Source organism: Rhodococcus sp. ZPP (genome assembly GCF_017656075.1).
Lineage (GTDB): Bacteria > Actinomycetota > Actinomycetes > Mycobacteriales > Mycobacteriaceae > Rhodococcus_F > Rhodococcus_F oxybenzonivorans.
The window spans coordinates 5,371,543-5,397,271 of record NZ_CP058638.1; the positions used below are offsets into that span (position 1 = coordinate 5,371,543).

Annotated in this window: 20 protein-coding genes and 4 pseudogenes; 7 read left to right on the forward strand and 17 right to left on the reverse strand. The window is 66.1% G+C overall.

Features of this window, described 5'->3' with window-relative positions:
- Positions 1-833: 833 nt before the first annotated feature.
- Both HYG77_RS39870 and HYG77_RS40995 read right to left on the reverse strand, forming a co-directional pair.
- Positions 834-1,151: a DUF6226 family protein gene (locus HYG77_RS39870; protein ID WP_244373097.1), complete on the reverse strand. Its 318-nt coding sequence runs from the start codon at positions 1,149-1,151 to the stop codon at positions 834-836.
- Positions 1,151-1,444, reverse strand: coding sequence for a DUF6226 family protein (locus HYG77_RS40995; protein ID WP_348273589.1), 294 nt, complete (start codon positions 1,442-1,444; stop codon positions 1,151-1,153). The genes HYG77_RS39870 and HYG77_RS40995 overlap by 1 nt, the downstream gene beginning before the upstream one ends.
- On the opposite strand from HYG77_RS40995, the gene HYG77_RS39880 reads away from it, so the two are divergent.
- The gene (locus tag HYG77_RS39880; RefSeq protein WP_244373099.1) at positions 1,372-1,677 is read left to right on the forward strand and encodes a hypothetical protein; all 306 of its coding nucleotides are present in this window, start codon (positions 1,372-1,374) and stop codon (positions 1,675-1,677) included. The two genes, HYG77_RS40995 and HYG77_RS39880, sit on opposite strands and share 73 nt — an antisense overlap.
- A 336-nt stretch (positions 1,678-2,013) precedes the next feature.
- Positions 2,014-2,193 (forward strand): annotated as a pseudogene (locus HYG77_RS24810) (L-cystine ABC transporter ATP-binding protein YecC); the annotation flags it as partial.
- 7 nt (positions 2,194-2,200) lie between these two features.
- Here the strand turns inward: HYG77_RS24810 and HYG77_RS24815 are convergent.
- Positions 2,201-3,206: pseudogene (locus HYG77_RS24815) on the reverse strand (bile acid:sodium symporter family protein).
- A gap of 69 nt (positions 3,207-3,275) precedes the next feature.
- Positions 3,276-4,208, reverse strand: coding sequence for an AraC family transcriptional regulator (locus HYG77_RS24820; RefSeq protein ID WP_208960945.1), 933 nt, complete (start codon positions 4,206-4,208; stop codon positions 3,276-3,278).
- A 115-nt stretch (positions 4,209-4,323) separates the two neighbouring features.
- Here HYG77_RS24820 and HYG77_RS24825 point away from each other — a divergent pair, with 115 nt between their 5' ends.
- Entirely contained in the window at positions 4,324-5,064 is a 741-nt protein-coding gene (locus tag HYG77_RS24825) for an SDR family oxidoreductase (protein WP_109335264.1), read from the forward strand.
- 222 nt (positions 5,065-5,286) lie between these two features.
- On the opposite strand, the gene HYG77_RS24830 is transcribed toward HYG77_RS24825, so the two are convergent.
- From HYG77_RS24830 to HYG77_RS24840, 3 genes are all read right to left on the reverse strand, one after another.
- The gene (locus tag HYG77_RS24830; protein WP_208960946.1) at positions 5,287-5,673 is read right to left on the reverse strand and encodes a hypothetical protein; all 387 of its coding nucleotides are present in this window, start codon (positions 5,671-5,673) and stop codon (positions 5,287-5,289) included.
- A 575-nt stretch (positions 5,674-6,248) separates the two neighbouring features.
- Positions 6,249-6,569 (reverse strand): hypothetical protein, encoded by a 321-nt coding sequence (locus HYG77_RS24835; protein ID WP_208960947.1) that lies wholly within the window; start codon positions 6,567-6,569, stop codon positions 6,249-6,251.
- Positions 6,570-7,472: 903 nt separating this feature from the next.
- Complete coding sequence (locus tag HYG77_RS24840; RefSeq protein WP_208960948.1) at positions 7,473-8,402, reverse strand: alpha/beta hydrolase; 930 nt, start codon at positions 8,400-8,402, stop codon at positions 7,473-7,475.
- A gap of 131 nt (positions 8,403-8,533) precedes the next feature.
- On the opposite strand from HYG77_RS24840, the gene HYG77_RS24845 reads away from it, so the two are divergent.
- Positions 8,534-9,088: a TetR/AcrR family transcriptional regulator gene (locus HYG77_RS24845; protein WP_208960949.1), complete on the forward strand. Its 555-nt coding sequence runs from the start codon at positions 8,534-8,536 to the stop codon at positions 9,086-9,088.
- A gap of 121 nt (positions 9,089-9,209) precedes the next feature.
- Here HYG77_RS24845 and HYG77_RS24850 read toward each other — a convergent pair whose 3' ends face one another.
- Complete coding sequence (locus tag HYG77_RS24850) at positions 9,210-9,593, reverse strand: MerR family transcriptional regulator (RefSeq protein WP_230989917.1); 384 nt, start codon at positions 9,591-9,593, stop codon at positions 9,210-9,212.
- Between the two features lie 77 nt (positions 9,594-9,670).
- Here HYG77_RS24850 and HYG77_RS24855 point away from each other — a divergent pair, with 77 nt between their 5' ends.
- Both HYG77_RS24855 and HYG77_RS24860 read left to right on the forward strand, forming a co-directional pair.
- On the forward strand, positions 9,671-10,342 hold the full coding sequence (locus HYG77_RS24855; protein WP_244373101.1) for an alpha/beta hydrolase: 672 nt from the start codon (positions 9,671-9,673) through the stop codon (positions 10,340-10,342).
- 636 nt (positions 10,343-10,978) lie between these two features.
- Positions 10,979-11,185 (forward strand): hypothetical protein, encoded by a 207-nt coding sequence (locus tag HYG77_RS24860; RefSeq protein WP_054247269.1) that lies wholly within the window; start codon positions 10,979-10,981, stop codon positions 11,183-11,185.
- Positions 11,186-11,332: 147 nt separating this feature from the next.
- Here HYG77_RS24860 and HYG77_RS24865 read toward each other — a convergent pair whose 3' ends face one another.
- The 9 genes and pseudogenes from HYG77_RS24865 to HYG77_RS24905 all read right to left on the reverse strand — a co-directional run bounded on the left by HYG77_RS24865 (position 11,333) and on the right by HYG77_RS24905 (position 24,513).
- On the reverse strand, positions 11,333-12,199 hold the full coding sequence (locus HYG77_RS24865; RefSeq protein WP_208960950.1) for an NmrA family NAD(P)-binding protein: 867 nt from the start codon (positions 12,197-12,199) through the stop codon (positions 11,333-11,335).
- A gap of 4 nt (positions 12,200-12,203) precedes the next feature.
- Positions 12,204-14,153, reverse strand: a complete 1,950-nt coding sequence (locus HYG77_RS24870; RefSeq protein ID WP_208960951.1) for a hydantoinase B/oxoprolinase family protein — start codon at positions 14,151-14,153, stop codon at positions 12,204-12,206.
- Entirely contained in the window at positions 14,150-16,252 is a 2,103-nt protein-coding gene (locus tag HYG77_RS24875; protein ID WP_208960952.1) for a hydantoinase/oxoprolinase family protein, read from the reverse strand. Before HYG77_RS24875 ends, HYG77_RS24870 begins: the two co-directional genes overlap by 4 nt.
- 180 nt (positions 16,253-16,432) lie before the next feature.
- Positions 16,433-17,088: pseudogene (locus HYG77_RS24880) on the reverse strand (carbon monoxide dehydrogenase subunit G).
- Positions 17,085-19,586 carry an aerobic carbon-monoxide dehydrogenase large subunit gene (gene cutA, locus HYG77_RS24885; protein WP_208960953.1) on the reverse strand — a complete coding sequence of 834 codons (2,502 nt, stop codon included), beginning with the start codon at positions 19,584-19,586 and terminating at the stop codon, positions 17,085-17,087. Before cutA ends, HYG77_RS24880 begins: the two are co-directional and overlap by 4 nt.
- Complete coding sequence (locus HYG77_RS24890; protein ID WP_208960954.1) at positions 19,583-20,227, reverse strand: (2Fe-2S)-binding protein; 645 nt, start codon at positions 20,225-20,227, stop codon at positions 19,583-19,585. Before HYG77_RS24890 ends, cutA begins: the two co-directional genes overlap by 4 nt.
- A gap of 2 nt (positions 20,228-20,229) precedes the next feature.
- Positions 20,230-21,140: pseudogene (locus tag HYG77_RS24895) on the reverse strand (FAD binding domain-containing protein).
- 76 nt (positions 21,141-21,216) lie between these two features.
- A complete protein-coding gene (locus HYG77_RS24900) occupies positions 21,217-22,644 on the reverse strand; it encodes a solute carrier family 23 protein (protein WP_208960955.1) in 1,428 nt (475 codons plus the stop codon).
- A gap of 165 nt (positions 22,645-22,809) precedes the next feature.
- Positions 22,810-24,513 carry a PucR family transcriptional regulator gene (locus HYG77_RS24905; protein WP_208960956.1) on the reverse strand — a complete coding sequence of 568 codons (1,704 nt, stop codon included), beginning with the start codon at positions 24,511-24,513 and terminating at the stop codon, positions 22,810-22,812.
- Between the two features lie 365 nt (positions 24,514-24,878).
- Here HYG77_RS24905 and HYG77_RS24910 point away from each other — a divergent pair, with 365 nt between their 5' ends.
- The gene (locus tag HYG77_RS24910) at positions 24,879-25,712 is read left to right on the forward strand and encodes an NmrA/HSCARG family protein (RefSeq protein ID WP_208960957.1); all 834 of its coding nucleotides are present in this window, start codon (positions 24,879-24,881) and stop codon (positions 25,710-25,712) included.
- Positions 25,713-25,729: the final 17 nt, after the last annotated feature.

Sequence of the window (25,729 nt, forward strand, 5' to 3'; positions counted from 1 at the left end):
GCCGTGCCCATGCCCATGCCCTGGGCTGTCCCGCACTGGGCTAGTCGCCGTCGTCAATGATGTTCGACCGTTGATTCCCAAGCACAACCCCTTCAGCGTTGTGCTTCCGCCGGTCGACGGTGTACTGGGCGATCAAACGCGCTTGCCGGCCACGGCCCGACGCTTATTAAGCAGAAGCCGGTATCAAGGGGTCCCGCACAGGAACGTCCGCCAATCTGGCCGAACGGCGGACGTTCGCTCCGGGAAATGTGACGGCGGCCGCCCAATCGCACTACGACATCAACCGTTGGATCTGGTCTGGACAAAAGGACGCTCCGGCGGCAAGCAAGAAGGTGTTGATCTCCGCGTCAGGAGCGAACAGTGATCGCAAATCGCCTGTGCTTTCTCGAGGAGACCGGTGAGGGACCGATAACCATTGTCACCTCAGCAGATGGATCCACCCCTGGAGTAGCCGTCGAGCTGTCGGAAGAGGTTCCCCCAGTACAAGTCGTCGCCAATGCGAATGCACAGGCGCCAATCGGAATTGAACGGCGAATTCGCGACATGCTAGCAACCGTAGTACGAAGCCTTTCGCCACCCGTTGGGCGATCGTCAAACGGACTCGTGGGCGAGGTGTTTGACGGTCAGGTGTCAAGATCCCGAAGATGTTCGCACCGCCGAGGTGGTGAGGGCCGAACGCACAGGCTCAGCCCATTTGGAGCGGTAGATCCGCGCTCTGTTAACAGGTCTAGGCTTGCGCAACAATCTACGAAAGAACGCACGAGCGACGTTTCCGATCACCGTTCGTGCGATCACCGAGCGCGGAAATGGGGGTTGAGTCTCGATCTCGGGCACTAGTGGCCGTGACGTCCAGTTCGCGGGCCACGGTGCTGCCGTAAACGCCGTAGGTTCATCGAGATTCTGGACCATGCACCTCCGGCTTTGAAGGATGTGCGCACGGCGGAGTGGTCGGCTGTGACGTCGACTTCGAGGGAGCCGTCAACGACAGATAGCACCCACATATCCATGTCCTCGAGCAGGTCAGCGGACCCGATATCGCACCCGTCGCATGCACAGTCGGGACGCGATGCCAACCTCACTGCCGGGTTGCCGGCGGCAATCGTGACGTTGAAGGCATGGTCGCTATCCACCGGTGGGTGCGTCGTCAACACTAGTGGACCGCGCCGTCGGCGGCCGGCTCGAAAACGGTGTCGGTTCCGCCGGGTTCCATGGGGCGAAGTGGCCAGTCCACGTGCGATGCTTTTCGCGCCCAGCCGCGGTCGAGGAGAACGCTTGTCCACGCTCGCGCTCTGGCCCCCACGATCAGGAACTTCTCGGGGTTGGTGGAACGCTCGTACGCTTCCTCGTCGGGCTCGGATCGGGTGGCTCGCCGTGCACGGCGTCGTGCGCTACGCGGCGAATAAGGCAGCGCAGCGCGGTGATCTGCAGGCGATTCTGGTCGCAGACCCGTCTACACGCGCGAATCCGCGACAGGTGTTCGAGCAGATCTGGGCGTCGGGGTCGCCGGAGCACACCCGATACCGCAAACTCGTGGCGTCGGTGTTCACCCCGCGCACAGTCGCGAGGATGCGGGTGATGGTGCAGGAGAGGGCGGACCGCCTCCTCGACGAGCTGGTGGAGCTGGGCGTGAGGTCGATATCGTCGGCAAGTATTGCGCGCAGCTTCCTGTCGCTGTGATCGGCACCTGGGCGTTCCCGACGGGGACCGGCAGCGGGTGCTCGCGTTCGGGCGGGTGGCCGCACCGATTCTCGACATCGGGTTTGTCGTGGGAGCAGTTCACGCGCGTCGAGGATGGGCTTGAACTGTTCGATGCCTGGCTCGCCGGTCATCTCGTCGAGCTTCGCTGCAATACCGGTGATGATCTGATGAGCGAGCTGATCAGGGCCACCGATGACGGCGTCGGCCTGAACGACGAAGAGCTCGTGCTGCGGCTGGGTTGGTCCTGGCCGCCGGTTTCGAGACGACGTTCAACCTGGTGGGCAGCGGTATCCGCCTGCTCCTGGACGTCGTGCCACCACCGACATCACGATGCTGATCGTCACGCACGAGGTGCAGTTCGCGCGTGACGTGTCGAACCGGGTGATGATGTTCGACGCCGGGCGGGTCGTGGAAGAAGGCGACGCGGCGACGATCTTCACCGCGCCGAAGAACGAGCGCACCAAGACCTTCCTGAAGGCCGTACTGGCCGAATGATTCCCGGCTAGCTCGAACTGGTCGCGAGTTGTGTCTCCTCGGTGGCGGCGCGTCGGGCCAGTCGGCCCGCCATCCACGCGCACACCAGCAACTGCAGTTGGTGGAACAACATGAGCGGCAGCACTATCAGGCCGATCGGCTGGCTGGCGAACAGGATGGTGGCCATCGGAAGACCAGTGGCGAGACTCTTCTTCGACCCGCAGAACGTGATCGTGATCTGGTCGGCCCGGTCGAAGCCGAGTCGCTTCGACCCGAACCACGTGACGGACAGGACCACGGTGAGCAGCACCGCGCACACCGCAAGCAGAGCCAGGAGCCGGCCGACGGACAGTGTGCCCCAGATGCCCTCGTTCATTCCCTCACTGAATGCGACGTAGACGACCAGCAGGATCGATCCCCGATCAACCAGCTTGAGGGGCGCGCTGTGCTTCTTCACCCAGGGGCTGATCCACCGTCGCACGGCCTGGCCGGCGATGAATGGCAGCAGGAGCATGACGAGGATGCCGATTGCGGAGGACGTGTCGAAGCCTGCCCCCTCGCTCGTCATCAGCAATGCCACGAGGAGCGGAGTGACGAAGATGCCGAGGATGTTGGAGAACGAGGCGCTGACGATGGCGCCGGGCACGTTGCCCCGGGCGATCGACACGAAGGCGATCGACGACTGGACGGTCGACGGCAGCAGGCAGACGTAGAGGAGGCCCAGATACAGCGGTTGGGTCAGGATAGTCGGGACCAGCACTCGCGCAGCGATTCCGAGTAGCGGGAAGATCACGAACGTCGCGGCGAGGATAGTGACGTGGAGGCGCCAGTGACGCAGGCCGTGCAGCGCCTCCTGCGTGGACAGTCGGGCGCCGTAGAGGAAGAACAGAATTCCGACGGCAACCTTTCGTGGCCCACGTGAACGCGGTCAGGGCCGTGCCGTCCGCGGGGATCAGGCTGGCGATCCCGACGGTGAGCAGGATGCCGAGAATGAACGGATCGAGTCTTCTGAGCAGCGGGATCTTCGTCAGCATGGTTCGACCGTAAGGAACGCGCGGATATTTCGAAAGACGATAGTCGCGTTTACTGTAATGCCGAACCGCTCAGCCTGCCTTCAATCTGGGTGGTGTCGACTGGGTGTGAGATATTCTGCGCGCGTAGCTACTTGGGGATTCGCCCGTGTACCTACTGAAGGCGGTGCTGAAAGCGCTGGCCGAGCCGTAGCCGACTCGACGGCCTACCTCGTCTATTCCTAGGTCGTCATGCCGGAGGAGATCGCGGGCCACCGCCATCCGCCAGGCCATCAAGTACTCCATGGGAGGCATCCCGACATGTCGGGTGAACCTGTCGAAGAACGCTGATCGCGACAACGTCGCGATCACGCTCAATTGCGCGACCGTCCATGGCTTGTCGACGTGCTGGTGCATCTGGTGGACGGCTGGGGCGAGCTTGCGGTCCGCCAGGCCGCGGAGCAGCCCGGGCGGTGTCTGTCGGGTGACCGACGTCCGCAGTGCTTCGACGAGGAGTACTTCGACGAGACGGGCCAGCACCAGCTCGCGCCCCGGTCTGTCGTGCAGGGCTTCGTCGGCCACCAGGGAGACCAGCGGCTCGAAGCGTTCGACACCACGCACGTGCACGACCGACGGGAGCAAAGAACTCAAGAGGGCCGCGTCCGGCGAGTCGAACACGAAACTGCCCCCCAAAATACGGACCTCGGGCGCCTGGCCGTCCGAGTAGTCCACATCGATGTCGTCGCCGGTCATCTCGCGTGGGTCTATCAGGAGGGGCTCCACGTCGTGAAAACCCTTGAGGTCGAACGCCGGAGTCGTGGGCAGCAACACAAAATCGCCTTGCTCGAGGACGATCTCCGGCTCGTTGGCCACCGCCAGTCGGCAGCTGCCCTCCAGTACGACGGAGAACCCGGGCTGGCCGAATGCGGTGTACCGGACGCCCCACGCGCCGGCTCCCGAGATGCGCTTGGAGAACACCCCGTGCGGCCGGAGCATCTGCACTACCTCGGAGAGAGGATCAGCCATGAGGATCTCCTGTGAAAGTGCGGCTTCATCGCGTCAACGCAAAACCGGACTGTCAGTAAAATAATATGGACTTATGACTATAGATGGTCCTGTTCGATGGGTCTAGTTTCTAGACATGAAAACAATTCTGATCACCGGGGCCTCTTCCGGATACGGCCTCGAGACCGCTCGCTACTTTTACTCGCACGGGTGGAATGTCATCGCCACGATGCGCACACCTCGCGAGGGCATCCTTCCCGCATCCGGCCGCGTCAACGTCCTGCAGCTCGACGTGACGGACGCCGACAGCATCGCGGCCGCGTTCGCCGAGGCGGGCCCCATCGACGTCCTGGTCAACAACGCAGGAATTGGATCGATCGGTGTCGTCGAGGCCACTCCGGTGGAGAAGGCCCGCGAGTTGTTCGAGACGAACACCTTCGCCGTCATGGCCACAACTAAGGCGGTTATCCCCCAGTTCCGCCAACGGCGCTCAGGTGTTGTGGTCAACGTCAGCTCCAGCGTCGTCCTGGGCGCCATGCCGCTCACGGCGATGTACAAGGCGAGCAAAATGGCCGTCGAGGGCTTTACAGCGTCGCTGGCACTCGAGCTCGCGGCGTTCGATGTCCAAGCCAAGCTCGTCCAGCCCGGCTACTGCCCCACGACGCAGTTCACGGCAAACGGCGGCGACATCGGCGAATTTCTCCCCACAACGTACGCCGGATTCGCCACTCCAATCCTGGAGGCCTTCAGCGTGCAGGGTAACGTCACCACGCCTCTCGATGTGGCCGAGGCGGTCTGGCGTGCGGTACACGACACCACAGGCACCCTGCGCTTCCCGGCCGGTCCGGACGCCGTCGCGCTGGCCCAGGCACGCTGACCGACCGCGAGTAGTGGGCCGGGGCCGGGGATGGACCACCGGACCGGCCCCACGCACCTTATCCAGCGCAGGCACGACACAATCTGGCCGGAGTGTGAAAATGGTTGGTGTAGAGATACTTTCGCTCACCTGGCCTCGATCTGAGCCGTTCGTCGAGCAGATTGCGCAGCTTGCGCGCCGGGGCCGGAATTCATGACGATCAGTGGCCGAACTGGGGCCTACTCAGGTGACCACACCCACCAATGCTCTCGATCGCATCACCAGCCAGGTCCCTGAGTAGGTCGTCCACGGCGGGAAAGCCGAAGGTAAATGGTACCGAGGCGCTGGGGCGCAGTTCCTCGTCGAGTAGCTGCCCGCGCGTTTCCGACCGGCCGACGGCCAGTGGCGCCCCACATCCACCAGCGCGGTGTCACCGGAGTTCCAGAACGGGCGTGGCCAGGCCGTTCCGAGTTCGAGTGCACCGTCGAGGCGAACTCGCGCGCACCACGGCCCACGCTGATTCTGCGCGACTATCGTGCCCTGGGCTCCGGTGCGCATGAACAGGAGAAAGCCGCCCGCACCCGGGCTGACCGTCACGATGTCCGCCGGCACATCAACGGTGGCGTCCACGCCCGCTCATCGTCCGCAGCACCAGGGAACCGCTTGCGTCCCGAGGTGTCGGTGCCGCGGTGGCCAGCACGCCATCCGTCAGTGCCGATGCCGACGCCGAGACGGGGCGGAGTCGACGATCGTGACGGTACCGGCGTGGTCGCAGTGTGCGATCCCGTCGGCCCCCACGATCCAGCAACCGGAGCCGTCGGCGTGAAGCCGGCGTGGTGTGTAACCCACGATCCCCGAGCGGCGAATCGCGCCCCGGCACGGTGTGCGTGCTGGTCGAACCGTCTCCTGCTCGGCGCACGAGAACAGGGCGCCCGACATCGAGTAGCCACAACACCGAACCATGGCCGGCCAATGGGCCCGCCCGAAACGCTCTCGTCGACCCCGTGTGTCGGGTCGAGGCCTCGTTGTTGCCGCTCATGCGCCTTTCGGCGAGTCGCTGAGGATCATTCTCAATACTCACCAGACTGTAAGACCTCGCGGTGAATGAAGCTGACAGTGATGCCTCGAGGTTCCGAGCGCGGTTCCCGGAAGCGGAATCAGCGAACGGTCTCAACCCGGCACCCCGTGTGCCGCGCGGGAGAGTCTTAGTCGCCGAGGTAGCCAGTCTCAGGATTGATCTGACACAGGAAGTCGCGGATCGACTCGCGATGCTCGTCAATCGTGTTCGGCTGGAACGTGGATGGAGCGTTCGCTCGGTCCTGAACGCTGGAATAGGCTACGCGTTGAAAGCTGGAGAACCCGTACCCCTTGTTCGGTCCGGATTCCCAGTCATAGTCGCAGGCGCCTGGTTCCTCTGGACGTAGCGTCACCGTGAAAACCTCGCCATCGACAGTCAACGTGAACGGCCCATCATCAGCCGTCGGTCGACTGTCGCCTGCGGGCTCGTCGTGATCCCCAGTACTCATGAACGCATCTTCACATGCGCCCGCTAACGGATCTGACGTTTCCGGTGCCCAACAGTTCGCAGTGACTCGTGCCGACACTGAGCTCTCGACGGGGAACCGTAACCGGATCCGTCAGCGGTGCGGCGTCGGCCGTCGCGCTGGGCCGCGAACTGAATGGCTGGGAGAGCCTCACACGCGTCCTCGACGCCAATGTCCAGACGCACCAGACAATCCCCGCAGGGGTTACCACCGGGAGCAACTGCCTCGCCCTCCCCACGGTGACCGCCCGGTGGTACTGCTTACTCGACAGAAACTGCATAGTCGGAACGGTGTCCGGGGCAGACAGATCCCACCAGAAACTCTTCAAGCCGGTCATGGCCTGGGGTAAGGCGGTGAAAGCACCCACCGCGGCGGCTACCGCGAGGCACGTGGCGGAGACGCCACCCAGAACCAGGGGAACCCAGCGGTCAGATCGAGTCGTGCATGCTGCGGCACGACTACACCCGCGACCACATCGTTGTCTGCATTGCCGACCTCACCTCGTTCAAGACCAGGTGGCCCGGGCTCATGTCGCGTGGCCGTGGGGTGATACCGGTGGATTCATGACCCTCGACTCGTCGATGTCGTCGCGGTCTGGTCCGACAAAGGTAGCCAAAGAGTGATCGGCAGCCTTTGACAGCAATCCCGAACCGGGACGACGAATGGCTCAGTATTTGAGGGCTGAAGGCCCGTCGGGGCACCGGCGGCCGCCTGAAGGCCCATCGCTGACCGGTCAGGGATCCGCATTCGAGACAGGCACTGATTGCCGCTGATCTCGCCCTAGGCCCCGATCTTCGTCTCGCTGGTGGTTCGTCTAACGGACGCGCAGATGATCTGCGTCAGCGTCAGTGCGGTTTTTCAGGGGACGAAGGGCAAGCGGTTGATTTATGTCGCGAGCGGAACTGTTCGCCTGAGGAATGACAGTTGCTCGTCGACGATGATGGGGAATTTCGGTTCGGTGTAGGGGTCGAAGTGGCCGCCCTGGTGGATGTGCACGGTTGCGTCGGGGATCTTCCGTGCTGTCTTGATGGCGACCGCAGCGGGGGTAACTGCGTCGTCTTCCATGATTTGAATCAGTGTCGGACACTGGATCGCCGCAGCGGTGCGGCCGGGGGAGTAGAGGCCGATACGGAGCAGAATCCGGGCAGCGACGGTTTCGAGGTAGTCGCCGTCCTTCAGGCCGGATGCAGCGAGCATTCGGGTGCGCCCATCCATGGCGTCGGGGGAGGTCATGACCGCCGGATCACCTGGTTGGCCTACGGAGTTGATGTAGCGAGGTGATCGCTTCAGTAGTGCTCGCGCCTGATCGGCAATGGCCGATGGCATGATACGCAGCGCATTCCGAAGCCCGGTTGCTCGGACGGCAGCGAACCCGTCCACATGTGGGACCTGGGCGATGACGGCAGCGAAGTCCTCGCCCGTTCCTGCCAGCGCGAGCACGTGACCGCCTGCGAACGAGGTACCCCAACCGACGATGCGGCGGGAATCGACACCGTCGAGTGATCGGGCGTAGGCCACAGCGTTGCGCCAGTCCTGGTGCTGCTTCGAGATGTCGAGGAGTTGGCGCGGCTCGCCCTCGCTTTCACCGAAGTGGCGGTAGTCGAAGACGATCACCGTGTAGCCGGCTCGGGCGAACACATCGGCATACGCGTAGAGGCGGACCGCGCGTGGCGTGCCGAATCCGTGGGCCATGACCACTGCAGGCGTGTCGGCTGTGGTAGCAGCCGGACGGAATACCGCAACCGCGCAACGGAGGCCCTCCGAGTCGAACCATTCGTCGTCGCGTGAGTACTGGGCATCGTCACTGGTGGTCACGTTGTTGTTGTCTCTCGTGTCGGTGGGGCACGCCCTGATGCCCTGGCAGGCGATGGGCACGGCGTTTTCTTGATTGGCATTCAAGGGAAGGCTAGCATCGCCTTGAATGCCATTCAAGATATGGTTTCCCTATGCCACGCAATCGCCGTCCTGTCGATCGAGCCGAGAAGCGGTCCGAGATCGTCACAGCAGCGACAGCGCTGTTCGTCGACGATGGCTACGACAACACGTCGATGGGGCGGATCGCTGCCGCCGCTGGGGTGACCACCAACACCATTTACTGGTATTTCCGCGACAAGGACGAGTTGCTCATCGGCGTACTCGACGAAGTCCACAGCGAAACCCTTACTCGATTCACCACTCTGAATCAGGTGCCGCTCGGCGAGCAGCTGCTGTGGGCGGTGGGCGAACTCGAGAGGTATCACCGTCTGGTCGACACCGTCCATGCCAGAACCTCGATATCACCTCAGATCGACGAGTGGCACAACCGTTTTCACTCCACGTGGGAAGGGTGGGTTTCACGTGAACTGACGCGTTTGGGTACGCCTGCGGCCGATATCGAGCCGATGACACGCGTGACCATCTTCGTCGTCGAGAGCATGATGACTCACCCGCAAACGCATCGTGAGAAGCGCGCGATACTTGACCTACTTTTCCGTACGGTCGGTACACCGACGCCGCAGTGAGACGCGTTCCGCAAGCCGATCCGATTTCGGGACGGTAGCCGACCACTGCCGACATGCGCTGGGACGTCGATCTCGCCCCAGTGACGGTTCCCGTGCGGGGCACGCTACTAACCCGACGCACTCACCCGAGAGTGTCTGCCCGTCCATCAGTGACGAGCTGTGTGCCCGTCAACTCGGCCAAGCGTTGGCGGGTAGCGGCTACGGCAGCCTGTTGCCGGGCCAGGCGTGCCGCGATGCGGTCAAGTTCGGACCTCAAGTCGGGGCACAATTCCAGAGACGTCCCGTGGACACCAGTACGGGCACAGTCCAGATAGCGTCGAATCATAGTGGTGCCCAGACCAGCAGAGATCATGGCCTGGATCTGCTCGACGACGGTCACATCTGAAACGTCGTAATGCCGGTAGCCATTGGTGTCCCGGACCGGTTCGAGTAGTCCCTGATCCTCGTAGTGTCGCAGGGCCCGAGCGCTTACCCCCGTCCGGTGCGCGAACTCCCCGATGAGCACCGTTTCCCTCCTCGTCGCCTTGACCTTCACACTGGCGTGAACCGTTAGCGTCGCAGAACGTGACTACAAGACCAACAATGGCCCGCGCAATCATCATCCACGGTTACGCCGCGACTCCGTCCGACCACTGGTTCGGCTGGCTCGCTGAGCACCTCGAAGCCGCTGGCATTCCTACACTGGTTCCAGCACTTCCGGTCCCGGAGGCGCCGGATCCGAGAAGTTGGCTGAATGCCGCGCAGCAAATCGGCGTTCCGGACGAGGACACCATCCTCATCGCTCACAGCCTCGGATGCCTGACCGTCCTTCGCTACCTGGCGGCTCAGCAGGAACCGTGGCGTCTGGGCACGCTGATCCTGGTCGCGGGATTCCTCGACCCGCTCCCCGCGCTGCCGAACCTGGACGACTACATCGGGGAAGGCTGTGATGTGAGTTCCATTCCGGGTCATATCGGCCGACTGACCGTGATCCGCTCCGACGACGACCCCTACGTTCCGACGGACCACACCGATCGACTGGCCCACCAGTTGATGGCAACTCCGCAGGTGGTTACAGGCGCGGGGCACTTCCTTGCCGCGGACGGGGTTACCGCAGTGCCCGAGGTCCTCGAGAAGGCGCTGACCGCTAGTACCCCAGCCGATTCCTCAACGCCTCACCACCGGAGGGCATGCGGCCAGCTCACCGCGCAACCCGCTCTACCGCGGCCGACGGTCAACGGTCGCGCTCAGATCGCCGACGCAATGACCGCGTGACATGTCCGAACTGACCACCACTGCACGGGCGACATCGAAGTACAGAGAGTCATCCCCTCACCAGTCGGTGGACATTCCGTGTGGGATCGCTGCCTCACGTCGTGAATCGCCCACTACGGCGGTAATCCTGTCCCGCTCGACGATCCTCAAACGGACGCAACTGAGCGCGAGCCGCCATATAGCCCTGCGAGAACTCCGCCAATCGTCTCTGCGATTCACACCCTCGAGCTCGCGAATATCTGTTCGGGGTGGGTGTCGAGAACGGATAACCAGTGATCAGCCGTTCACCACCCATTGCTGTGAGGTTTGCGGTGTGAGGGACCGTCCGGCCGAAGGGGTCAGGCGGCTGGAGGGTCTGGCTGTCGCGGAGGATTGCCGTCCGAGATCACGCGGCAGCACGCACATCGGATATTTTCGACTGGCTAATGCCTGAGTGGAAACAATCAGCAAGACGCGCGACCTGGTGGTTGCTGATTCCTTTGGTGGCCGGCGCACCTTGGATTGGTGTCCGGCCGCGGGGGACTCGTCGTGTCCGAAGTCGTGCGCTCGGGGGCGGGAGCGGATTAACTGGACTACGGGTCGGCGCAACGGCGGCGGCTCGACCATGGAACCAAAACGAGTAGTGGAGGTCAGCACATGGCAGGTATCGCGTCGAAGTTCGACAAGGCCTACGAAACCCGTCCGATCGAGGAACTCGCCCAGGCCCCGGTCGCCGCGCTCGAGGGGGTGAGCGAGTCCGACGCCGAACACCTGAAGGCGGCGTTCAACATCAAGACCGTCGCGGATCTGGGTACCAACAAGTTCTTCCTCTGGGCGCAGGCAGTCGCGAAACTCGCCGAATAGACCCGCGCCCGGGTCGGAGGCTGGTAAGGGCCCCAACCCTGGTTGCAGAGGAATACCCCCGCAGACCCCTCGAGGCTGCGGGGGTATTTCCGTGCAGGTCCCCGGTCCGCGGATGCTGACGGCCCCGGCGCCCGGTTGCGTCCGGGGTCAGGGTTTTGACCGCGGCGTCCCCGGCGTGCGCGCCCCGGCTGGGCAGTTCCCCCTAGTGAGGGTGGTGGGCGGGCGCCCGAGCAGCGACTCGAACATCGCGCCGCCCGCGAGGAACCCGTACCGGTCGTAGAACTCGAACATCGCCGACAGTCGCGCGCGACCATCGTCTGTCAGGTCCCGCCCGTGCCGCGACATCCAGTCGTCGACGGACACCTGCTTCACCGACACCGGGCCACCCGCCCGGGCGCACAGGTCCCGCACGCTGAGGGCCTCCGGGCCGCCGAGTTCGTAGGTGGCGCCGTGGTGGATGTCCGGGCCCTCGGCGAGGGTGCGGGCCGCCACCTCGGCGACGTCCGCGAGTGCGACGAACGAGAACGCCGCGTCGGGACTGTAGGGCAGTTCGACGGTCGTCGCCGTGCCCGCCAGCACCGCCCCGAAATTCTCGGCGTAGGCGCACGGCTGCAGGACGGTCCACCGAAGCCCGCCGAACGTCCGGAGTTCGTCCTCGCACCGCGCCTTGTCGACGTGGTGGGGCATGAGCGGGGTGTACGGCCAGGCCACGGAGTGGTAGACGAGGTGCTCGACGCCCACCGACGCTGCGGCGCGCATCGTGTTCCGGAGCAGCGCGGGCTCGTCGTGGTGCACGTTGGGGGCGATGAAGTACACGCCCCGGCAACCCGACAGCGCCTCGTCCAGTCCCGCACCCGTTTCGAGGTCGACGGCGAAGTCGCCGGGACGCCGGGCGGTGTGCACCACCCGGCGTACGCCGGCGAGTCCCTCGAGCGCCGCCACGACGGCGGCTCCGGTCTTCCCCGCGGCGCCGATGACGGCGATCTCGGAGCCGCGGGAGAGTGACTCAGTCATCGGATCACCGATCGATGAAGTCGAACTCGGCGAACTTCGCACCGCCGGAGAGACGTTCGTAGCCGGGACCGCGGTCGAAGAAGGGCTCGTCGAGGCCTCGGTCGGCGCGCATCTGCTCACGCAGCGCGTCCGTGGCATCGACGTCCGCGACCGGTTCCCCGGTCGACGAGGCCAGCACCACACCGTAGTCGACGCGTGCACCCTCCGCGGACACCTTGCCCCACAGCACGTCCCGGACGACCTCCTCGATCGGACGGTCGAGGGGGTCGCCCCAGCCGCCGCCACCGGTGGTGCGGATGCGCACCACTTCGCCGGCCTTGATCGGTTCGGCGTCGGTCAGCGCGTCGAACTCGCGCTCGTTCGGGCCACCGGGGTCGAGGACCACCGAGAAGGGTCGTCCGGCCTTGCCGCCCTTGACTCCCCAGCAGGAGAGGATCGACCGGTCGGCGATGGACATGAAGTTCGCGTCCTTGAGCATCCGGATGTGCTTCTCGTAGCCGAGGCCACCGCGGTAGCGTCCGGCGCCGCCGGAGTCCTTCGCCAGGCCGAGCTTCTCGACGATGAACGGGAACCGGCTCTCGGTGAACTCGGTCGGCAGGTTCCGCGAGTCGGGAACGACGTGGATGGTGTCCTCCCCGTCCGCGTAGTGCCTGCCGCCGGACCCGCCGCCGAGCACCTCCCGCATCAGGTACGAGTGCCCGTCGAAGTCCTCGCCGTACACCCCCGTGTAGCGGATGGTCTCCTGGTCGGCGGGCATGTTCCCGTCGACGGCCTTCGCGACGACGCCGGCGAGCACGCCGAGCAGCCGCAGGATCACGAACGTCCGGGCGTTGGTGGGCGCCGGGAAGATCGGGGTGATCAGTGTGCCCTTCTCCGGGAACTTCATCTCGATCAACGGCACGACACCTTCGTTGACGTCGAGTTCCGCCATCCGCTCGGGACTGTCGGCGAGGTTGCGCAGGATCGGGGCGAGCCATTTGATGAGGAAGTTGCCGTCGGCGTAGTCACCGCAGTGGTTGATGGGCCCCTTGGCCTGCGGTCCGGTGCCGTTGAAGTCGAGGATGAGGCGTTCGCCGCCCTCGTCCTCGGGGCCGGTCTTGGTGAGTGTGATCCGCTGCCGGTGCAGCATGGGTTCGTCGACGCCGTCGTGTTCGGCGTAGTCCTCCCACGTGTACTCGCCCTTGGGGATCTTGCTGAGGATTTCCCGGCGGTACGTCTCGGTGGTCGCGTCCATCATGGCGTCGAAGCAGGCCTCGACGGTGTCGCAGCCGTACCGCTCGAACAGTTCGGTCAGGCGACGGGCCCCCATGAGGCAGGCCGAGCACTCGGCGTCGAGGTCGGCGGCCAGCGCGTCGGGCATCCGCGAGTTGCGGGTCATGATGCGCAGCGCGGCCTCGTTGGGCACACCCTGATCCCACAGCTTGATCGGCGGGACCATCAGGCCCTCCTCGTACACCGTGGTCGCGCCGGAGGGCATCGATCCCGGGCAGCAACCGCCGATGTCGTCGTGGTGGCCGAACGCCTGCACGAACGCGACGACGGACGGTTCCTCCTCACCCGGTCGGGTGGCGAACACCGGGACGGTGACGCAGAGGTCGGGGAGGTGACCGATGCCGCCTTCGGACAGGTAGACGTCGTTGTGGAAGTAGACGTCGCCGGGCTTCATCGTGTCGAGCGGGAAGTCCCGGGCCACCGGGTGCACCAGCGCCGAATACGAACGGCCCGTGAGCTTCCGGAGGTTGCGGTCGTGGATGCCGGCCCGGAAGTCGTGGGCGTCGCGGATCATGGGGGAGCGGGAGGTCCGTGAGATCGACGTCTCGACCTCCATCTCGACGCTGGCGAGGTAGCCGGCGACGATCTCCACCAGCACCGGGTCGGGCGTCGTGCCGTCGACCGGGGTCAGCCGGTAGGGCTTGACCGCCTGCACTGCAACGGGTTCGGTGGTGACGGTCATCGGTTCGCTCCGTTCGAGTCGGCGATCTTGGTGATGCGGATGTTTCCGAAGGTGTCGATCCTCGCCCGGAAACCGGGGTGCACCGGGATGGTGGAGCTGAATTCCTCGATCACCGCCGGACCCTCGAGGACGTCGCCCGCGCCGAGCCGGGCCCGGTCGTAGACCTGGGTGGTGACCCACTCGTCGAAGTACGCCGGACGGGTACCGGTCACGGCGGACTCGGCTCCGGTCCCCGCCGCGATCTCGTTGAGCGTCGGGCGCTTGATCGGGCCGATGCCGCTGACGCGGAGGTTGACCCACTCGACGTGCTGGTGCGGGTCGCCGCGGAAGTCGTAGCCGTACAGTTCCTTGTGTGCCTGGTGGAACCGGTCCGCGGCGTCGTCCATCAACTCCTGCGTGACGGGACCTTCACTGACGGGCACCCGCACCTCGAATGCCTGGCCGAGGTAGCGCAGGTCCGCCGAGCGCGCGTACTTGCGTTCCGCCTCGCCGAAGCCCTCGTCGGCGAGTGCGCGTTCCGCCTCGGCGGCGAGCGCGTCCAGCCCCGACTGCAGTTCCTCGATCTTCAACCGGTCGTGCCTGCAGACGTGGGTCTGCACGTAGTCGTTGCGAACGTCGACGGTGAGCAGCCCGAATGCCGACACGTTGCCCGGGTTCAGCGGGACGAGGACGTCCTTGAGACCGAGGATGTCGACCAGCCGGCAGGCGAGCAGCGAACCGGATCCGCCGAACGTCACGAGGGTGAAGTCGCGGACGTCGAGGCCCCGCTTGACGGTGATCTGCCGCAGCGCGTTGGCCTGGTTCCACGCCGACACCTCGAGGATGCCGGTGGCGCACGCCTCGAAGTCGAGCTTCAACTGGTGGGCGAGCTGCTCGACGCCCTTGCGGGCCAGTTCGGTGTCGAGGGGGATCTCGCCGCCGAGCAGGTGGGGTGGGATACGGCCGAGCAGCACGTGTGCGTCGGTGATCGTCGGCTCGCTGCCGCCCTTGCCGTAGCAGAGCGGGCCGGGGTCGGCGCCCGCCGACTGCGGTCCGACACGGAGCGTGCCCTCGGGGGTCTGCCAGGCGATGGAGCCGCCTCCGGCGCCGACGGTGACGACGTCGATCATCGGGATCTTCGACGGGTACGCCCCTACCCGACCCTCGGTGGTGAGCGCGGGCTCACCGCGGACCACGACGGTGACGTCGGTCGACGTTCCGCCGCCGTCGCACGTGAGGACCTGTTCGACACCCGCGACACTCGCGATGAGCGCCGCACCGAGTGCGCCCGCCGCCGGGCCGGACAGCACCGTCGTGATCGGCTGGTGCACGACCTCCTTGGCGGAGAGCACACCGCCGTTCGACTTCATCACGTAGAACGGGATGTCACGAGCCTCACCCTCGTCGGAGGAGAACTCGCGCAGCCGGTGCGCGATGTTGTTCACGTAATTGCGGATGTTCGGCTTCACGGCCGCGTCGACGAGCGTGGTGATAGACCGCTCGTATTCGCGGTACTCGCGCAGCACCTGGCTGGAGATGCTCACCGTCGCCTCGGGATATTCCTCGAGGAGGATGTCGCGCACACGGTTCTCGTGGCTCGGGTCGGCGTAGGAATGCATGAGGCACACACCGATGGTGCGGATGCCGCGCTCGGCGAAGAAGCGGGCCGCTTCGCGGACGTCGTCCTCGACGAGGGGGCGGATTTCGCTGCCGTCGAACGCGAGCCGGCCGCCGATGGTGCGGACGCGGTCGGCGGGGACGATGCGGTCGGGCTTGACCCAGAAGTAGGAGTTGCCGTAGCCGTCGGGAACGGACTGGCGGGCGATCTCGAGAACGTGCTCGTACCCCTCGGTGGTGATGAACCCGAGGTTCTCGACCTTCCCCTCGAGGAGCTTGTTGGTGGCGACGGTGGTGCCGTGGCTGACGGCGCCGATCGCGTCGCCGGTCTCACCGAGCTTGGCGAGCACCTTCTCGATTCCGGTGAGGAATCCCTGCGCCGGGTCGGCAGGCGTCGAGGGTGTCTTGGTGGTGACGACGGCTCCGGACTCCTCGTCCACAGCCACGACGTCGGTGAATGTTCCGCCGGTGTCGATACCGACCCGAATCTTTCTGGATTCCACGATTCCTCCTGGGCTCGTCTCTGTAAGGCAATTGCACCGCTTCGGACGCCCGGTTTCTTTGTCACATATCGCCGAACTCACCGGTCCTCGTTCGGCGTTGCCGCGACCGGAGACCCCCGGACAGACGACAGCACCCCGAACCGGACGGTTCGGGGTGCTGTGCGACGAGTTGTGGCGGCGTTACTTCGAGCAGGCGCCCCGCACGAGGATGCCGCCGACGAGAACACCGGCGAGGGCGATGCCCGCACCGAGTGCGGCCGACGCGAGAACGGTTGTCGTGGAGGTGCCCTCGGACACCCGCACCCCTGCGGCGGCTGCCGCGGGAACCGGGACCCCCTCCGCGACGCCGGCGACCGCCGGAACCTCGGCCGCCACCGCGGCGACCTCGGCAGCCGGGATGCCGTTGGCGATCACACCGTCGATGCCTTTGAAGAACACTCCGGCCATCTTCTTCGCGACACCGGTGATCATCCGCTGCCCGACACCGCCGACCATGCCGCCGACGACGGCGTCCGCGTCGTAACTGAGCAGGGTGCCGCCGTCGCGTTCCTCGAGCCGCACCGTCACGTCGGCCTTGACGGTGCCGGGAGCACCGGCACCCGATGCCGTCATCACGAACGACTCGGGCCGATTCTGCTGCGACAGAATCACTTCGCCGTCATAGGTGCCCTTGATGGACGCGACGCCCGCGGTGATGGACAGCTTGTAATGGTTGTCGCTGAGCTGCTCGAGGGATTGCACCCCGGGATGGTCGCGGCGAGGACCCGTCCGTCCTGCAGGTTGTCGTACACGGCCTCCGGTGGGGCCGTCAGTAGGGCGGTGCCGGCGATTCTCATTCGTTCTCCTTGCTCTGTGACGACGCGTGCGCGAGGCGAAGCTCGAACAACTCGGAAGGGGATATCGGCATGGAGGTGATAGGGATGCCTTCCGCGTCCTCGATCGCTGCCGCGATGACGGCGGACGTCGGAATGACGCCCGCCTCGCCCGCGCCCTTCATCCCGAGGGGATTGAGACCGGACGGGGTGACGGTGTGGTCCATCTCGAGCGAGTCGGGCATCTCGGTGACGAACGGCATCAGGAAATCCATGTACGACGCGTTGAGCATCTGGCCGTGCTCGTCGTAAACGATCCTCTCGTACAGCGCGCCACCGACACCCTGCGCGACGGCACCCATGACCTGGCCCTCGACGATCCGCGGGTTGATGACGTTGCCGCAGTCGTGGATCACGGCGTACCGCCGCACATGGATCTCCGCCGTCACCGGATCGGTTTCGACGATCGCCGCGTGCACACCGGACGCGAACGTCGACGTCGGTGGCGAGTAGTAGCCGGTGGCCTCGAGCCCGGGCTGTTCGCCCTCCCGGACCGGCGGAATCGTCATGTCCGTGTCGGCCTTCGCGAACCCGGTGGCCTGCCGCGACGCGTCGTCGAACGCGTAGCGCAGCGGATTCGACAGCACGGCGACCACACCCAGCGAGATGGACGTGCCCTCGGCGCCGGGCAGCGTGCCGATCTTGCACACGTGCCCACCGCGCAGTTCCAGTTCGGTGGGATCGAGGTTCAGCGCCTCACCGGCGATCGTCCGGGCCTTCTCCGCCACCATCTGCGCGGCCACGTGGAACGCCGAACCGGACATCACGGCGCCGCGGGACGCGAACGTGCCCACCGCGTAACCGAATCGGCGGGTGTCGCCGGTGACGATCTCGACGTCGGTGACCGGCACGCCGAGGTCATCGGCGACGATCTGCGCGAACGCCGTCTGGTGGCCCTGCCCCTGGGTGGTCAGACCCGTTGCGGCCTTGACCTTCCCGGACGTCTCGACGAGAACGTGGGCGCCCTCGTACGGTCCGGGTCCGGTGCCCTCCACGTAGGCGCCGATCCCGATGCCCACGGCCCGGCCCTCGGCCTTCGCCTGCTTCTTGTACTCGGCGAATCCGTCCCAGTCGATGAGCTTTTTCAGTTTGTCGATCCCGGCCTGGTAGTTGCCGGTGTCGTAGATCAGCGGGCGGCCGTCCTGGAACGTGAGGTGGAAGTCGTACGGCATTTCCTCGGGTCGGATGAAGTTGTGTTCGCGGACCTCGATGACGTCCTTGCCTAGGTACTTCGCGATCGCGTCCATCGCGCGTTCCATTGCGAACACGGCTTGCGGTCGGCCGGCGCCGCGGTAGGGCGTCACGATGACGGTGTTCGTGTACAGCGAGTACGCGTCCACCCGGAACGATTTCGGCTTGTACGGCCCGAGCACCTGCGTCGACGTGTTGAGCATGACGATGATGCCGTACGGCAGGTAGGCGCCGTTGTCGTGCCAGAACGTGAAGTCGAAGGCGAGGAGTGTGCCGTCGTCGTCGAATCCGACCGTCACTTCCTGGATCTGGCCGCGCTCGTGCGCGCTGGACACGAAGTGCTCGCGCCGGTCCTCGACCCACTTGACCTCGCTCGAGATGCCCGCCGTCCCGAGTTGCCGCGCCGCCCAGGTGACCATGACCTCTTCCGGCCAGGGGTGGACGATCTTGACACCGAAACCGCCACCGACGTCGGGGGCGATGCAGTGGACCTTGTTGTGCGCCATTTTCAGTCGCGCGGCGATGGCCGCACGCGCCGACGTCGACGTCTGCGTGGAGGTCCAGAACGTGAGCGCCTGCTCGTCGGTGTCCCAGCGCGCGTAGACGCCCTTGCCTTCCATCGGCATCGACGCCGACCGCTCGATCTCGAGGTTCAGGGTGAGCCGGTGCGGTGCGTTCGCCAGTTCGGCGTCCACGTCGCCGAAGCCGTGCTGCAGGTGCGCCGCCACGTTGTCGGGGACGTCGGGGTGCACGGCGTTGTCTGCCTGCCGCGCCACGTCGATTCCCACGACCGGCGGGAGCATCTCGTACGTGACGTCGATCTTGGCACACGCGTCCTCGGCGATGTACCGGTTGTCGGCAACCACCATCGCGATCGCCTCGCCGACGTGATTCACTTCGTCCTTGGCGAGCGGATACCCGTTGCGCGGGGCGGTGATCGCCGGGTGCGGGATGAGCAGGGGCAGATTCTCGGCCATCTCCGGGGAGTCGTCCGCGAGGTCGTCGTACGTGTAGATCGCGTGCACACCGGGCAGATCCAGCGCCGCGTCGACGTCGATCCCGGTGATGCGGGCGTGCGCGTGCGGCGACCGGACGAACGCGGCGATGAGCGCGTTGTGCCCGAGGTCGTCGAGGTAGCGGCCGTTACCGGAAAGGAGCCGCGCATCCTCCGTGCGGGGAATCGGCTTACCGAACAGCTTCTCGGATTCGACGGTCTCCGAACCGCTTTCCTTCGTGCGCGCCGGATCCGTGCGGGGTGTCGTGACGCTCATGCTCGCCCTGCCCTTCCGCCGACGGGGTTGGTGGTGCCGCGGACCTTCGGATCGAGTGAGGCGCGTGCCGTCTCGTCGTCCTTGCCGAGCGGGAATTCGCCCGAACGCTCGCGCTTGATCTCCGCGGCGCGTAGCACGGCCGCCCGGATGTTCTGGTACCCGGTGCACCGGCAGAGGTTGCCGGCGATCGCGTCGGTGGCCTCCTCGCGGGTGGGCGAATCGTTCTCCTCGAGGAACGCGGCGATGGTGGTGACGAAACCGGGTGTGCAGAATCCGCACTGCAGGCCGTGACAGTCGATGAACGCCTGCTGCACCGGATGCAGGGTGCCGTCGGGTTCGACGAGACCCTCGACGGTGGTGACCTTCCGGCCCTCGAGGCTCGCCGCGAGCACCAGGCACGACCGCACGGGTTTGCCGTCGAGCAGCACGGTGCACGCGCCGCAGACCCCGTGCTCGCAGCCGACGTGTGTTCCGGTCTGGCGCAGATGGTGCCGGATCGCGTCGGACGCCAGGGTCCGGGACGGCAGCACCACCGTGTGCGTCACCGCGTTGAGCGTGAACGTCACCGCGACGTGCTGTTCGCCCGTCTCCTCCTGCAGTTCGGCGAGTTGCTCGTCGATGCTGCGTGTTGCCTTTGCCATTTTCACCTTCCTCCCGCCGACGCGTGCACGGCGGCAGCGTCGAGTACTGCATCCTGCGCGGCCGCGAACCCGACCCGGGCGGTCAGGGCAGCGACCAGCTGCGACCGGTACCGCGCCGTGGCGTGGATGTCGGGTTCGGTGTCGATCCGCTCCTCGCGAACTCGGACAAATTCCGCCACAACGGGTCCCGGTCGTCCGTCGCGGACGCACCCTGGAGGACATCCGTGTAGTCGACGACCTCACCGAGCTCGCCGGCCGACACGTACGTCATCCGGGCCTCCGCCACCGCGCCGCCCTCGACGCGGACCTGCGCCACGACCCCGACGAGGGCGTAGTCGCCGTGCCTGCGGGCGATCTCGTCGATCGCCGTCCCGACCCCGGACTCGGCAGCCGGGACCGTGACACTGGTCGCGATCTCGTCCGCCTCGAGCGTGCTTTCGAGCGGCCCGGCGAACAGGTCGGTCGACCGGATCTCCCGGACCCCGCGCACCGAACGCACGGTGACCGAGCCGCCGAGCAGCGCAAGAACGGCCGGCATCTCCGCGGACGGGTCTGCGTGCACGATCGATCCGACCGTCGTGCCCCGGTTGCGGATGGTCGGGTGCGCGACGAGACGCAGTCCGCGGCCGAGCAGCGGCTGCACCTGTGCGGCGCCGCGGTCGGCTTCGAGCACAGAATGGGTGGTCAGAGCGTCGAACGTGACACCGAGCTCGCGGGACGACGACACCGCGTCGAGCCGGGGGATCGAGCCGATGTCGACAAGGTGAGCCGGTGCGGCGAGTCGCATCGACAGCAGCGGGATCAGCGACTGCCCGCCCGCGAGCACCTTTCCCTCGTGAGCCACGTCCGCGAGAATCCGACAGGCCTCGTCGATCGACCGAGGTCGGTGATAAGTCAGTGGCGACGGTTTCATTCCTCAGATCCTGCCCGTATCGTGCGCTCGACGTTTCGTGAACTAGTGACAAAACTCACGTGCTGTCGCTGGCAGATCACGTGAGTTGGCCTACCCGGCCAGGCACGGTTCCGTCGTCCGCGGTCGGCTTCGGGGTGCGGTCGCCGGCCCCCGCGTCGCCGGCGTCCTTCGGGGCGATGGCGCGGCACAGGTGGTACATGCCGATCACCACGATCGTGCCGAGCGCGATGCCGCTGAGGGAGAAACTGTCCGTGAACGTCAGCTCGGTGTCACCGATCGCGATGATCAGGCCGGCGGCGATGGGCATCAGGTTGAGCGGGTTGCCGAAGTCGACGCCGTTCTCCTTCCAGATCTTCGCACCGAGCAGGCCGATGATCCCGTAGAGCACCACCGTGATTCCGCCGAGCACCCCGCCGGGGGTCGCGGAGATGACGGCACCGAACTTGGGGGAGAAGCCCAGCAGCATCGCGATGACGCCTGCCGCGGCGTACGCGGCGGTCGAATACACCTTCGTCGCGGCCATGACGCCGATGTTCTCGGCGTACGTCGTCGTGGGCGATCCGCCGACGCTGGTCGCGATCGTGGTGGCCAGGCCGTCGCCGATCAGGGCGCGTCCCATCATCGGGTCGAGGTCGGTCTTGGTGATCTCGGCGACCGCCTTGACGTGTCCGGCGTTCTCGGCGATCAGGGCGATCACACCGGGCAGCACGAGGACGATGAACGTGAGACTGAACGACGGCGCGTGGATACCCACGATGCCGTTGGCCTCGTCGGAGAACGGCGGCAGCCCGATCCACGACGCCGAGGAGACGCCGTCCCAGTTGACGCGGAAGTGCTCGGTGACCCCGCCGGCCACCGGGTCGTACGACGTGATCATGCCGGTCGTCAGGTCCAGCACCCACGACAGCACGTATCCGAAGAGCAGCGTCAGGAAGATGGCGACCCGCCCGAGGAATCCGCGGAGCGCGACGCTCGCCACCACCAGCACGACCATCACCGTCAGCGCGACCCACTGGTCCTGCGGCCAGTACGTTCCGGCCACGACCGGGGCCAGGTTGAACCCGATCAGCATGACGACGGCACCGGTGACCACGGGCGGCAGGATCTTGAACACCACCCCGCCGCCGAGGAAGTGGATCAGCACGCCGATCCCGGCGAGCACGAGACCCGACACCAGGATCGCCCCGGTCACCTGCGCGGAGGTGCCGCCCTGGGCGCGGATGGCGGCGATGCCGCCGACGAACGCGGCCGACGTCCCCAGGTAGCTGGGAATCCGGCCCTTGACGACCAGCAGGAAGAAGAGGGTGCAGAAACCCGACAACATCACGGCCAGTTGCGGATTGAGACCCATGATGATCGGGAAGACGAACGTGGCCCCGAACATCGAGACCACGTGCTGCCCGCCGAGCCCGATCGTGCGACCCCAGCTGAGCCGTTCGCTCGGGGCGACGACCTCCCCGGGCGCGATGGTCTTGCCATCTCCGTGCAGTGTCCAGATAGGCATAGGGGGACCTTTCAGACAGGTGGCGGTGCAGGGGTGCCGGGCGGCCAGCTTCGATGATGTGCCGCATGTCACAGTTGCACCTCGATAGGAGGGAAACGTTATTACAGCGTCAGCCACCCGGCGTGAGAAGAATCTGCCAGTGCGTGTCCGGCGAAATTGGCAACTTTAGGAATTGATGCCGCGCATCGCCATGATCTTGAGGGCGAGCGACAGGTCGAGGCGCAATTCGGGGTGATCGGTGAACGACCCCAGCATCTTCTCCAGCTTCACCACCCGGTACCGCAGGGTGTTGTAGTGAAAGTGGAGTTGACGTGCGGTTTCGGCGATGTTGATGTTGGTGGCGAGCAACACCTCGAGGGTGCGGCGCATGTCCTGCGCCTCGGGTGTGTCGGCGGTCAGTTCGCGGAGGGTTTCGGAGGCGAACGACTCGAGCTCCCGGTCGTCCTCGACGAGGCTCAGCAGCCGGTAGACGCCGAGGTCGTCGAAATGCGTCACGGCCCAGGCGCCGGTGATCTGCCGTCCCACCTTCAGTGCGGTCCGGGCCTGACCGTAGAGGGCCGGGATGCCGTCCACCGAGTCCGTCGGCCGGGACACCCCCACCCCGAAGGGCATGCGCCCGCCGCCGCCGTCGCCGCGCACGTACGCGACCAGTTCGTTGACCAGATTCAGCGTGTCGGTGCCGACACCCATCAGGATCACCGTCTCCGTCGCCAGTGCGGTGACGGCGGCGCCCGTGTCCCGGCCCGCGACGGCACTCGTGAATGCCCGCGCCTGCCGCTCGACGAGCGGCATCCGGGTGGGCATCGACGGCTCGTCCTCGCCGACCGGATCGGGTTCGATCACCACGACGACCACGGGACGGTCCAGGTCCCAGCCGAACGTCTTGGCATGCGCGGCGACGTGCTCGTGTTCGCCGCCGCGGCCGAGCAGCAGGTCCCGCACGAAGTTCGCGCGGTGCTTCTCCTCCACCGAGGACACGACGAGTTCGCGGGCGACGACCAGAGCGCACACCGCCGCCGCCTGCTCGACGAGATACATGTCTTCGCTGCGCAGCGGGTGCCCGGTGCTGAAGTGCACCAGCCGCCCGTGGTCGATGCCGTTGGCCGAAATCGCTGAGACGGCGAGGAACTCGTCGCCCAGCCGGTGCAGGCCGAGCCCGCCCTCGGTCGAATCGGTGCGGACCCGGCCGGTGGAGTCGAGCGCGGCACTCGACGCCAGCCGGTTCAGCTCGGACTCGTCGCCGGCCCGGCACAACTGACGTCCGTCGGGTGTCGTGATCAGCACGGCCCCGCCCAGTTCACCGTGGACGGAGACGGCGAGTTCGGTGAATCCACCGCCTGCCATCACGACGTCCACGAGTACTCTCCGCAACCGGTCGGCCTCGAACACGGCGTCGACCTGCCGGGCCGACAACTCCGCGAGCGCACCCGCCAGCGGGTGTGCCTGCGAGTACAGGTCCGCGACCACGACGACGGGAAGCCCGAGTTCGTCGGCAGCATAGGACATCTCGGCCGGCAGCGCCGCGGCGGGGTCGTCGAGACGGACGGCGAGCCCGGAGACGCCCCGCCTGTCGAGCCGGGCAAGAAACGCGTCGATCGGCTCGACCAGCCGGCCGAGAACCGCCGACGTGGTGAGCAGCAACTGTCCGGTCCGGAGCCACGGTCCGATGTCCGGCACCGCCATCACGGCGACGTTCGACACCTCACGCGAGGTGCCGGTCGCGCCGGCGACCAGGGTCGGGGAGACGAGGAGATCCGACATCAGCACCTCGGCGAACGGTTGCGGCGCAACGCCAGGACCAGGCCCGTCGCCGGTGTCGGCGGCTGCGCGGAACCCGGGAGCAGAACCACCGACATCCCTCGTCGTCACTGCAACACCCTGCCCACCTGATACGACACTCGCCCCGGATGGCGCGAAAGTGTGACCTTAAGTCGAAACCGAATACCCGTCAAACGACGGTCACACGGCACACTCGTCGCCGTCGACTTCGACCCTGATCGCTGCCGGCAAGAACGTGGCCCGTGTGCGCAATTTCGACAAGTACACCCCTCGCAGATGCGCACGAAACCTATGTACACGGAGGGCAACTCGTGGATCGGCATTTGGCGCGCGCCTACCGCACAGCCAGGCAGGTCGCGTGCTTTCCCGCTGGACCGGATCACAACCATCGTCGCGGTGACCGGCCGGAGCCTGCGAGTAGGCTGGCGCGGTCGAGAAGGAGAGGTCTTGTGCCCATGAATGAGCCGTACGCAGTCGTCGGAGCAACGGGTGGTCAAGGAGGCGCCGTCGTCGACGCGCTCCTCGAACGAGGACGCGAGGTGCGAGCGCTTGTCCGTCGAAGCTCTTCGCGCTCAGACGCGTTGCGCCTGCGAGGCGTCGACATTGCCGTGGCTGATATCACCGATCAGGCGGCGATCGCGTCTGCCGTCGAGGGGTGCGCGGGCGTGTTCGCCATGACAACGCCTTTCGAGGACGGCCCGGAGGCGGAGATCGCTCAGGGTGCAGCGCTTGTCGGCGCGTTCACTGACTCCGGTGTTCCCCACGTGGTGTTTTCTTCGGTGGCCGACGCGGACAAGAGCACCGAGGTCCCACATTTCGACACGAAGGCTGCGACCGAGTCGTTGCTGCGAGACTCCTCGGTCTCGTACACGATCGTCGGGCCGACCTATTTCTATGACAACCTGCTCGGTGGCCTCGACGGCATCCGCCGAGGCCGGCTCGATCTGCCTCTGCCGGTCGACACCCCGCTGCAGCAGTTGTCGCGCCGGGACCTCGGTCGGTTCGTCGCCCTCGTGTTCGACGATCCGGACCGCTTTGCCCGGACACGAATCGACCTGGCGTCGGACGATCCGACGCCACGTCGGATGGCCGAGGTGCTCAGCGAGGTACTGGGCACGCCGGTTCATGCCCATGCGTCCGACGCGGACGCCATCGCATCGCCGGACATGCGCGCGATGTTCCGCTTCCTTACCGACACCGGGTACGACGCGAACATCGGCGAACTGCGCCGGCTCTACCCCGAGGTGGGGTGGCAGAGCTTCGCCGATTGGGCAGCCGAGTTGGCGTGACCGCGTGATCTCCGCAG

Bases quoted from the DNA above. Each gene is read 5' to 3' on its own strand.
- HYG77_RS24890 (WP_208960954.1), bottom strand. From the start codon at position 20,227: ATGGCAAAGGCAACACGCAGCATCGACGAGCAACTCGCCGAACTGCAG.
- HYG77_RS24860 (WP_054247269.1), top strand. From the start codon at position 10,979: ATGGCAGGTATCGCGTCGAAGTTCGACAAGGCCTACGAAACCCGTCCG.
- HYG77_RS24825 (WP_109335264.1), top strand. From the start codon at position 4,324: ATGAAAACAATTCTGATCACCGGGGCCTCTTCCGGATACGGCCTCGAG.
- HYG77_RS24845 (WP_208960949.1), top strand. From the start codon at position 8,534: ATGCCACGCAATCGCCGTCCTGTCGATCGAGCCGAGAAGCGGTCCGAG.
- cutA (WP_208960953.1), bottom strand. From the start codon at position 19,586: ATGAGCGTCACGACACCCCGCACGGATCCGGCGCGCACGAAGGAAAGC.
- HYG77_RS24900 (WP_208960955.1), bottom strand. From the start codon at position 22,644: ATGCCTATCTGGACACTGCACGGAGATGGCAAGACCATCGCGCCCGGG.
- HYG77_RS24870 (WP_208960951.1), bottom strand. From the start codon at position 14,153: ATGACCGTCACCACCGAACCCGTTGCAGTGCAGGCGGTCAAGCCCTAC.
- HYG77_RS24865 (WP_208960950.1), bottom strand. From the start codon at position 12,199: ATGACTGAGTCACTCTCCCGCGGCTCCGAGATCGCCGTCATCGGCGCC.
- HYG77_RS24835 (WP_208960947.1), bottom strand. From the start codon at position 6,569: ATGAGTACTGGGGATCACGACGAGCCCGCAGGCGACAGTCGACCGACG.
- HYG77_RS24910 (WP_208960957.1), top strand. From the start codon at position 24,879: ATGAATGAGCCGTACGCAGTCGTCGGAGCAACGGGTGGTCAAGGAGGC.
- HYG77_RS24855 (WP_244373101.1), top strand. From the start codon at position 9,671: ATGGCCCGCGCAATCATCATCCACGGTTACGCCGCGACTCCGTCCGAC.
- HYG77_RS24820 (WP_208960945.1), bottom strand. From the start codon at position 4,208: ATGGCTGATCCTCTCTCCGAGGTAGTGCAGATGCTCCGGCCGCACGGG.